The following is a 9,774-nucleotide window of genomic DNA, read 5'->3' as shown; positions in this document are numbered from 1 at the left end:
GGCCTCAGTGGCGGCCGAGGAGACGGCACGTCGGGCCACCGCGCGTGCCGCGCTTGGCCGGATCGACGCGGCGCTGACGGCCGGTGGAGCCCTCGACCCGGCGCTCGCCGAACTGCGCGGCGCGGGCTTCGAGATCCCGCCGCCCCTCGCCGAGCAGGGCCAAGGGGTACCGACCCTGGATGCGCTCCGCACCGCGTTCCCGGGCGCTGCGCGCGACGCTCTCGCAGCCTCCCTGAGGGAGACCGCGGCGGGCACCACCTGGGACCGGTTCCTGGCCTTCCTGCGGACGCAATCCGGGGCCCGATCCCTCGCGCCGCGCGACGGACAGGACCCGGATGCGATCCTTTCCCGCGCCGAGGCGGCGCTGCAGGCCGGGGACCTGGCAGGGGCGATCGCGGAGATCGGCGGCCTTCCCGCCGAAGGTCAGGCCCGCATGGCGGAGTGGGTCGCACTCGCCAATCGCCGGATTTCCGCAACCGCCGCAGCCGCCACCCTTGCGGCCGAACTTCAGTGAGGCTGGCATGATCTGGTCGTTCCTCAAGATCGTCCTTTTCGTTGCAATCGTGGCCGGCCTGACCCTCGGTGCCCGCTACCTGGCCGAGACCGGCAGCGGGGTGCGCATCTCGGTTGCCAACGTCGAGTTCAGTCTTGGCCCGGTTCAGATGGTCGTCGCCGTACTGGTGGCGCTGCTGCTTCTCTGGCTGGTGATGAAGCTTGCCGGCCTCATCGTTGCGACGCACCGTTTTCTCAACGGCGACGAAACCGCGCTCAGCCGGTACTTCGACCGCAATCGCGAGCGGAAGGGGTTTCAGGCGCTGGCGGACGGCCTGATGGCCATTGCCTCGGGCGAGGGCAAGGTGGCGCTTGCCCAGGCTGCGAAGGCCGAACGCTACCTTGGCCGCCCGGAGCTGACGAACCTGATCGCGGCTCAAGCCGCGGAACTGGCCGGAGAGTCGAAACGGGCAACCGAGGTCTACAAGCGACTCCTGGCCGATGATCGGACCCGGTTCGTCGGCGTCCGCGGACTGCTGCGCCAGAAGCTCGCCGAAGGCGACACGGAAACCGCGCTGAAGCTGGCGGAGAAGGCCTACGCCCTGAAACCGCGGCACCAGGATGTGCAGGACACGCTGCTGAAGCTGCAGGCCGACAAGGGCGACTGGAAGGGCGCCAGGCAGGTGCTCGGCACGAAACACAGGCAGGGGTTGCTGCCGCGCGACGTGTTCAGGCGGCGCGACGCCGTCCTGGCGCTTCAGGAGGCAAAGGAGGTCTTTTCGGAGGATGCGCCCATCGAAGCGCGCGAGGCCGCGATCGCCGCGAACAAGCAGTCGCCCGATCTCATTCCGGCCGCGGTCCTGGCCGCCAGGGGCTACGTTCAGTCCGGCAAGCCGAAGTATGCCGTGCGTGTCCTCAAGAAGGCATGGCAGGCCCAGCCCCACCCCGATCTGGCCGCCGCCTTCGCGGCCATCGTGCCCGACGAGAGGCCGGCGGCGCGGCTGAAGCGGTTCGAGGCGCTTCTTGCGTCCAATCCGAACCACGAGGAGTCGCGGTTGCTGAGGGCGGAGCTCCAGATCGCGGCGGAGGATTTCCCCGCTGCCCGCAGGGCGCTCGGCGACCTCGCCGAGACGCACCCGACGGCGCGAAGCCTAACTATCACGGCTGCGATCGCCCGAGGGGAAGGCGAGGACGACGCCGTGGTCCGCGGCTGGCTGGCCCGCGCCCTGACCGCCAGCCGTGGCCCGCAATGGGTCTGCGACAAGTGCCACAACATCCAGTCCGACTGGTCGCCCACCTGCGACAACTGCGGCGGCTTCGACACATTGAGTTGGCGCGAGTCGCCGAATGCCACCGCGCCGATGCCGAACGGTGCCGACATGCTGCCCCTGATCGTCGGTCGGCGGGAGAGTGACCGTCAGGAAGAAGACGTCACCGGCGCACCAGCCGCCGACGAGGCATCCGATGCGCTCGTCATCCTAGACGAGGAAGTTGGCCAGCGACCCTGATTTTTTGGGCTACACACCCGCCCACGATGATGCTATCAGCCCGCCACCCACGCCCCGAAACGGCGGGATCGAGAGAAGTGCCGGTGTAGCTCAGCTGGTAGAGCACGTCATTCGTAATGATGGGGTCGGGGGTTCGAGTCCCTTCACCGGCACCACTTCTCTATCCGAAGAACTCCGAAGACATACGCAAGACACTGTGATATAAGGGTTTTGTGATGCCCTCGTTGTCCGCATTGATCCAAGCTGATCCGAGGAAGTGCCCCCAGTGTGGGGGCAAGATTGGGGCATCGAATCGTCACTCGCAAGAGGATGCCCCCAGATGCCCCTAACCGACGCCAATCTGCGAACGCTCAAGCCCAAAGAAAAGCCTTACAAGGTTGGCGACTTCCAGGGGCTCTACGTCACCGTGACGCCTACGGGTTCCTGCCTTTGGCACATGAAGTATCGGGTCGAGGGGCGTGAGAAGCGGCTATCTGGACAACCTGGACGCAGGACAATTGCCGCTGCGACTGCCTGCGCCCTGTTGTCTTACTCTAATCTCAGGTGCAACGCGGTTCACTGTGGCGGCACGTTCCGGTTTCGGCGTAGCAGGTTCCCTGGGTCGTAGCGGCGCTTGACGAGCATCAGGCGATCCCAGGTATCCGGCGCATAGGCTGCGCGGATGCGCTCGGCCGGGTCCGTAAGCAGGAAGTTGACGTAGACGCGATCTTCCTCCTCGGAAAGTGCCGCGATGCCGTCCGCAGCCCAGCGATCGTGCAAGGCCTGTTCACGCGGGTCCATGTAGACGGCAATGAATGAACACATCACACGGCTGCTGCGGTGAGCGAACGCCGTCGCATGGGACGGAACCCGTCCCATCGCACCGCCGAGGACCCGTATCTCCCCCAGACGCATAGGCGCGCCGGACTGCTCGATCCGCTCGACGATTGTGGCGGCTTCAGTCACTCCCAGCCGGTCCAGGAGCCGTGAGCGGACCGAGAAGGCCGGCCTCTGGTCAGGGTCCTCGGGCATGTAGAGGCTGCTGTACGGCCCCGGCGCGACGAGATCGGCGATCGGCGCGGCAAGCGCCCGGAACGGCGCAAGCGCCCGTTCTGCGGCCGCCGGCTCCCCGGCGAATGCCATCATGCAGAAGAACACGAGCTTCCCGTGGGCGTCCGACGGGAGAAAGGGTGGGGGCGGCGCCGGCATGACGGAGGCGATGGCCGACAGTTCATCAGGCGCAGCATCCGCGAGTTCGACAAACCGGCTGATGATCTCGGGCGTCGCCGGCAGCACGAGGGGACCGCCGGTGAACGCAGACAGCGGATGCAGGCGGTACTTCCACCGCGTCACGACCCCGAAGTTGCCACCACCACCGCGCAGGGCCCAGAAGAGGTCTGGATGGTGCTCGCTATCGACCATGAGGATGTCGCCAGTCGCAGTCACGACCTCCGCAGCGAGGACCGAGTCGATCGTCAGCCCGTGTTTGCGGACGAGATAGCCGATACCGCCACCGACGGTGATGCCGCCGATGCCCACGGATGCGGTGTCGCCGAAGCCGACGACGAGACCGTGCTTTTCGAGCGCGCGCGTCACCTCGCCCGCGGTAAGGCCCGTACCCGCCCATGCGGTCCGGGTGCTCTGGTCGATGTCCAGATCGTTCAGATCGCGCAGATCGACGACGATGCCGTCGGAACTGCTATGGCCGCTATGGCCACCACTGCGCACGGCGACTTCGACGCCGGTGATGCGGGCGAAGTGGAAGACAGCCGCGATGTCGGCGGCGTCAGCCACCCTGATCACCGCCAATGGATGACCATCGTAGTTGGCCGGCACGATTGTCCGCAGGGCATCGTAGTCGTCGTCTTCCGCGCGGACGATGCGACCCCTGAGGCTCGAAGCCAACCGCGCGATCCGGTCGTTGAAGTCGCGACCGGGTCCATTGATCTGATCCAGGTTGAGGCCGCCAAGGCCTTTTACCTTGGGATCTTTTGGTGATGTTGATTGGGCCACTTCGAATGAAAAGGCAACGCCTGCACCAGTGTTCTCGCTGTCGAGAAGGTTCATGATCCGATCCTTGGTTCCATCTTGCATTTGGTGCACGACGGAATACGTGCGGCCGGCCATGTCTTCCCGTTAAGAGATTCCACACGGAACGCTAAATGTTCATTATCCGCTGATGCGGCGGATGCCACCAAGCATCGGCGCAAGCTCCGTAAGCGATCGGTCTCGGGCTCAGACATCCTCGAGGATCAGGGTGCAGGGGACGACGAAACGGAAGCGGCCGCACTTCTCGATACGGATGACGCTTCGCTCGCAAAGCGGCCTCTGGAGGAGCACGAGCCTTGCCTCCAGATTATCGGTTTAGTCCGGCAGGCGCAGCGCCGAATCAAGGCGTCGAGAAAACGGCCGGCATCCTCCAGGCACCGGAGGTGGAGCACCATCACATCGCCCACGTAGCAGCGCGCACCGGTCGTGGCGTACTCGCCCCGGCCTATCTCGCAATCCAGCCAGCGCCATTGGTCCTGCGGCAGCATGGACAGGCTGAACTCGGGAGTGAGCACCTTGATCTGCACTGGAAAGGCACGGTCGTCGGTCTTGCTCTGCGGGCTGGTGCGGCGACTCATGATCGAGCACAATATGAGAACATCCCTGCGATGCACGCTGAACCGCCCCGCCTCACATGATCCCGCGTTGGATGGCGCTGTCCTTTTCGTCGTCGTCCTCGATGACGACGCCGTCCTTGTCGCGGAAGAGGCCGTCCTCGCCCTGAAAGCCGATGCGGATCACCACGGGCTGGTTCTGCGGCTCCGGGTCTGGATGCAGGCTTGCCACCCGCGAGCGCGAGGCGGGGGTGATGCCAAGCTCGGCCATGTAGCGGCCCATGAGTTCCATCTGCTTGTTGGCGACCGAGAGCCAGGGCGACTGCTGGACGTAGCCCGAGGGGGTCTTCAGCATCACCGGCGTCTCCTTCAGCTTCTCCCCGGCCTCGACCCAGCGCCCCCAGGCCTGGCAATAGGCGGCGAGCACGGCACGGTCGACGAGGGTCAGCACTCCCATGTCGTGGAGCGTCGCGGCGATGCGGTGCCATTCCGCCCGGGCCAGCTCCGAAAGGTGCGGCGGGCAGTCGGGCAGACCCTGCGGCGGGACTGGCTCGGCAGGGTTGTAACCGCGCTTGCCGGGGTTGCCGTTGAGCCGCCGGAGCGCCGCGGGGTTCGGCTTGCGTCCGCGCATGGTCATGCCTTCTCCGCCCATCTGTCCGCGAACTCCCAGGGCCTCCGTGGTCTGCCCCCCGAAAAGTTCTCTAATCGCACTGGTCAAGGTTTGTCTTTCAGGTCTGCGCCTTCGCCGGGTTCAGGGTTCTCTCCGCAGTCGATCGCTCTACGGGTCACTGCATGTTGGCGTCGGATGGTGGATCGGCCGAAGTGGTCCTGGCGCATCTGACGGACGCGCAGAAGCCGGCCTATACCGGGGCTGTTGCCGCGCGTTGATGTAGGTCAACGATGAAATTCCGATCCGATGGTAAATGCCGAAAAGGGTAAGTTTCCGCCGCGATGCGGCAGGCAAGGAAGGCTTGGTTATGCTCGGCGCCTTGCGGGCCGTTGCGGCGATTATTTCGATATCAATGGCGGCCAGCGTCGGGGGAGGCGCTGCAGCACAGCAACGGCTCGACCGGGATCAATTGGTGGGCCGATGGCAGGGATATGAGGCCTTCGGCGGATATCGGGTCCAGTCGGAGGTGCTCTATTTCCCGGACGGGACTTATCAGCGCTGGTCGGCCCTTGGCAGCCTCATGGCGATGCACCGTGGAGCATGGGAAGTAATGCAGAACTGGGTGCATTTTTCTCCGACCGACTACGAGCCGAAGATCTATCAGGGTCGGCCGATGGCGCCGCCGCCGTCGGAAACCTGGATCGTCGACGCGTTCGACGGAACGAACATCCATGCCACTGTCGGCGGCATGAGCGAGGTCAGTTTCCGTCGGGTGCCATAGGGGGCAGACATGCGACCGATATCGATCATTCCACGGCGAAACGAGAGGGCGCGAGACGGCGCAGTTAGTCTTATCCGCGGAACCGCGACAGCGTTTCGGTCTACGGGATTTGCTTCGTGCGGTGACCGTCTGTGATGCCAGCCAGATCGCCTTCTCAGCCATGCCGATGGGCCTCGGAAGCCAGGAAGAGGGCTGATCTGGGGATCGACGCGCCTGACGGCTCGGAAATACTAGTGCCCGATCCGAAGGGGATCGAAGAGATCCCCAGTGGCGCACGGAAGCGGACCGATATGGAGATGGAGCGGCGCCGCGCGGCTCTCGGAAAATCTCGGCGAGGGCGTCGCGTCATCTCTCGGCTGAAAATGTGCCGTCTGGGGATGGCGGTCCTTCTCACCACGCTGACACAGGCCGGGGCTCTTGCCGATGCCGCGCGGGCCGAGACGCGCGCGCTTCTGGTGGGTGTGTCGGACTACGAGGCGGAGAATGTCGGGCTCACCGATCTCCGGGGGCCCGAGAACGATGTCCGCCTGCTGCGCGAGGTGCTTTTGCGGCTGGGCGTGAACCAGGTCGAGACCATTGCGGATGGCGTCGAAGACGCGACCCGTCCGAGTCGAGCAGCGATCATGGATGCATTGGCGCGGCTTGCAGCGACTTCAGCACCGGGTGATCTCATCTATGTCCATTTCAGCGGGCATGGCACGCAACAGGCCGACCGCGACCGCGACGAGACCGACGGCCTTGACGAGGTCTTCCTCGCCATCGACGCCGCGCCCGGCCCGGCCGGCAGCGGTGTGATTGTCAACAGCCTGGTCGATGACGAGATCGGCCGCGCGGTGGGCGCGATCCGCGCGTCGGGGGCCGATGTCTTCGTGGTTTTCGACAGCTGCCACTGCGGGACCGCGTTAAGGGGCGGCGCTGCAGGGATCGTGGCGCGCTATGTGGAGCCGTCGGTCTTCGGCATTGACGTTCCGCACTTCGCAATGCCCGAGCCGCAAGCCGACTTGACGCTCAAAGGTGACCTCTCCGGTCGCTATCTGGCGTTCTACGCGGCGCGCTCCGCGGAAGCCGCCCACGAGATCAATCTGGCCGAGGCAGAGGGTGGCGAGGCGTGGTTCGGCCTGTTCTCCGCGCGGCTCGCGGCGCGGCTCGAGACGGGCACCGACATGAGCTATCGGCAGTTGTTTGAGGCAGTTCTCGCCGACCTAAACGACGATGCGCTGTCCGGCCTTGCGCGGGCTCAAACCCCTTCGTGGGAGGGCAACCTGATCGACGCTCCGGTCCTTGGGCGTGGCCGGATCGGGCAGCCGCCTGCACGTCGCTTCCGGGTCGAAGGCGACGAGGTGATGGCGGGAACGGTCCACGGACTTGGCCGCGGGACACTGCTCGCGGTGCTGACCGCGCCGCAAGAACGCATCGCCGGCTATGCCCAGATCACCCAGGCGCAGACGACGCGGTCCGTCCTGCAGCCGGTCGACGTGGCCTGCTATCCGCGGCAAGACGCACTCTGCCCCGCGCAGGGCGCGATCCCGGCCGGGGCGGCATATGCGCAGGTTGTCGGCCGGCCGCTCGATCTGTCGGTGGGGATCGCTCCTCCGATCGACACCCTCGCCGGCAGGCCGCTCGGCGCGACCATGCCCGCCGCGGTGGCGCTGCAATCGGCCATCAGGGATGCCGTGGCGGCGGGCCAGGCGCTGCGGCTCGATCCCGCGCGCTACACGGTCGAAAGCCTCTGGGCAGATGGGCGCCTCTGGTTTGGTCCCAGGGTGACCAGCGGTGGCCGCCCCGTGGGGCTTGCCTGGGAGCCTGTGGGGTCTGTGCCCCTGGCTCCGCTTCTGCAGCGGGTCTTCGAGGCGGAGACGCTGGCGCGGATGCTTGGCGCGGTGGCAGGCGAAACAAGTCCCCTCAACCCCAGCCCGGTCCAGGTTTCCGTAGACCTGGTCCCGGTCGCGGTCGAGGACCTGACGCCCCCCGGCATTCCCCTTGTGCCGGTCGAGGAGTGCCGCCACGCCCAGGCCAGGGCCAAGGGGCCAAGCACCGCGCTGCCCGCGGCGGCCGAAGTCAAGCAATGCGACAGGCTGCGGTTTTCCGGCCAGGGCCGTGTCCCCGGGGCGTGGGACGTGAACCGCGTCTACATCGATTCGCGCTTCTGTATCCGGGTCGATCACACCCTGATCGAAGGCGTGGCGCAGGCAGCGCCACTGGGTCCCGACATGATCGTCTGCTCAGACTGCCCCGATGGCTACGCCGCCGGCTTGGAACGCGCCTTTGTGATCGTGACCAACGCGCGCGAGCACGCCGAACCGCTAAACCTCGAAGGCATGCTCGAGAATTGCCAGACCACGGGTCCAGTGCGCGGGGCCATGGCGGGGGCGCTGCGCGATTTCCTCGCCACCCGCGCCCGGCGTCCCGACACCCGAGGCGGCTTCGGCACATACGAGATTCATGATGTGTGGGTGGAGCAGTCGTCATGGCTGGTTCTGCCCCGTGAAGAGACCTTTCGGCGTTTTGAGGCACGACGGCTGACGTCGGGCGACGCCAGATAGTTAGAGGGGGAAGGAGTGAGGAGAATGAACGGGATCATCTGGGCGGTGCTGGTCGGCGCCGCGGCCCTCGCAGCGGGCGGGACCTGGGCGCAGGAAGGCGGGCTGCTCGCGAGAGGCAAGACCCTGTCGGACGTGGCGGTTCCGGCGGGGTCGGGTGACGTGAAGGTGCGGGCCTTCATGCTGGAGGCCAAGGCCCGCGGTACCGCGCTGGCGGGAGATGCCACGCGCATCGTCGGTGGCCGACCTGCCGCGGAAGGCGCCTGGCCCTGGCAGGTGTCGCTGCATCAAACCGAACGGCTGGACGGAACCGAGGACGGGCTTTTCCAGTCGCAGTTTTGCGGCGGGACCCTGATCGCAAGGCAATGGGTGCTAACTGCGGCCCATTGCGTTGTGACCGGCGAGGGCGGGACCGTTCCGCCCGAGTCGGTCGCTGTCCGGACCGGATCGGTCGATCTCGCCCGCGGCGAACTCCGCGCCGTGGCCCGGGTGATCGCCCACGAGAACTACGATCCGATCCTGATCGACAACGACATCGCGCTTCTGCAGCTTGCCCAGCCGGTCGAACGTTCGTCGGGGCCGGTCGGCGCTATCCCGGTGCATCGCGGCAGCGATCTGCCCCCTGGGCCAGCGGTCGTCATCGGGTGGGGCATGATGGAGGAAGAGAAATTCCCCGCCACCCTTTTGGAAACCGACATCGACGTCGTTCCCAATGCCACCTGCGTCCGCGGCATGGCCGAGCAGACCAAGCGCGAACTCGGTGGCTACCTGTTGAGTCTCGGGGCGGTCAACAGGATCCCGCAGAACGCACTTGAACAGGCGTTCGCAATTCTCGCGGAGAACCTCGGCCCCGCGCTCAGCGACAACATGATCTGCGCGGGCGTCCCTTCGGGGGAACGCACCAGTTGCAACGGCGACAGCGGCGGCCCGCTGATGGTTCGCGATCCCGGGGGCAACTGGACGCAGGTCGGCATCGTGAGCTGGGGCCGCGAGCCGCTCGACGCCACCAAGCGCTGCGCGCATCAGGACCTCTATTCCGTCTACACGCGTGTCGGCAACTACTTCGACTGGATCGCGCGTCATGTCCAGGGCTAGTCGCATCATGAGGCACGGCACTGCCTTAGCGTTGACGATGGCGCTAGTGTCCGGCGGCGCGCTGGCGCAGTCGGACGATTTCGGCGGATCTTTCGGGGAAGCCCCGGTCTCCACGCAACCGGCCGCCGTGCCGCCGCCATCCGGCGGCGCCGACGCGGGGTTCGGA

Annotated in this window: 8 protein-coding genes and 1 tRNA gene; 7 read left to right on the top strand and 2 right to left on the bottom strand. The window is 66.3% G+C overall.

The features are described from left to right. The 4 genes from F9K34_RS13990 to F9K34_RS13975 all read left to right on the top strand — a co-directional run. On the top strand, positions 1-514 hold a 514-nt coding region (locus F9K34_RS13990; protein WP_436405748.1), incomplete at its 5' end, for a COG4223 family protein. A gap of 7 nt (positions 515-521) precedes the next feature. Next, positions 522-2,000, top strand: a complete 1,479-nt coding sequence (locus F9K34_RS13985; RefSeq protein WP_291337587.1) for a heme biosynthesis protein HemY — start codon at positions 522-524, stop codon at positions 1,998-2,000. Between the two features lie 79 nt (positions 2,001-2,079). After that, positions 2,080-2,155: transfer RNA gene (locus F9K34_RS13980), tRNA-Thr, on the top strand. 164 nt (positions 2,156-2,319) lie between these two features. Further along, complete coding sequence (locus F9K34_RS13975; RefSeq protein ID WP_291337586.1) at positions 2,320-2,607, top strand: Arm DNA-binding domain-containing protein; 288 nt, start codon at positions 2,320-2,322, stop codon at positions 2,605-2,607. On the opposite strand, the gene F9K34_RS13970 is transcribed toward F9K34_RS13975, so the two are convergent. Next, complete coding sequence (locus tag F9K34_RS13970; RefSeq protein ID WP_291337585.1) at positions 2,556-4,046, bottom strand: FAD-binding oxidoreductase; 1,491 nt, start codon at positions 4,044-4,046, stop codon at positions 2,556-2,558. The genes F9K34_RS13975 and F9K34_RS13970 overlap by 52 nt on opposite strands. Before the next feature lie 612 nt (positions 4,047-4,658). After that, positions 4,659-5,219, bottom strand: a complete 561-nt coding sequence (locus tag F9K34_RS13965; protein ID WP_291337584.1) for a phage terminase small subunit P27 family — start codon at positions 5,217-5,219, stop codon at positions 4,659-4,661. A gap of 286 nt (positions 5,220-5,505) precedes the next feature. Between F9K34_RS13965 and F9K34_RS13960 the strand changes: the two genes are divergently transcribed. The 3 genes from F9K34_RS13960 (at position 5,506) to F9K34_RS13950 (ending at position 9,608) form a co-directional block, all read left to right on the top strand. After that, positions 5,506-5,973, top strand: a complete 468-nt coding sequence (locus tag F9K34_RS13960; protein WP_291337583.1) for a hypothetical protein — start codon at positions 5,506-5,508, stop codon at positions 5,971-5,973. A 233-nt stretch (positions 5,974-6,206) separates the two neighbouring features. After that, on the top strand, positions 6,207-8,516 hold the full coding sequence (locus tag F9K34_RS13955; RefSeq protein WP_291337582.1) for a caspase family protein: 2,310 nt from the start codon (positions 6,207-6,209) through the stop codon (positions 8,514-8,516). Positions 8,517-8,540: 24 nt separating this feature from the next. Then, a complete protein-coding gene (locus F9K34_RS13950; RefSeq protein WP_291337581.1) occupies positions 8,541-9,608 on the top strand; it encodes a serine protease in 1,068 nt (355 codons plus the stop codon). The last annotated feature ends 166 nt before the right edge of the window (positions 9,609-9,774 follow it).

This window comes from Albidovulum sp. (genome assembly GCF_008933605.1).
Classification (GTDB): Bacteria; Pseudomonadota; Alphaproteobacteria; order Rhodobacterales; family Rhodobacteraceae; genus Albidovulum.
This window is presented reverse-complemented; position numbering and strand designations above follow the sequence as displayed.

Bases quoted from the DNA above. Each gene is read 5' to 3' on its own strand.
- F9K34_RS13975 (WP_291337586.1), top strand. From the start codon at position 2,320: ATGCCCCTAACCGACGCCAATCTGCGAACGCTCAAGCCCAAAGAAAAG.
- F9K34_RS13985 (WP_291337587.1), top strand. From the start codon at position 522: ATGATCTGGTCGTTCCTCAAGATCGTCCTTTTCGTTGCAATCGTGGCC.
- F9K34_RS13960 (WP_291337583.1), top strand. From the start codon at position 5,506: ATGCCGAAAAGGGTAAGTTTCCGCCGCGATGCGGCAGGCAAGGAAGGC.
- F9K34_RS13970 (WP_291337585.1), bottom strand. From the start codon at position 4,046: ATGAACCTTCTCGACAGCGAGAACACTGGTGCAGGCGTTGCCTTTTCA.
- F9K34_RS13950 (WP_291337581.1), top strand. From the start codon at position 8,541: ATGAACGGGATCATCTGGGCGGTGCTGGTCGGCGCCGCGGCCCTCGCA.
- F9K34_RS13965 (WP_291337584.1), bottom strand. From the start codon at position 5,219: ATGACCATGCGCGGACGCAAGCCGAACCCCGCGGCGCTCCGGCGGCTC.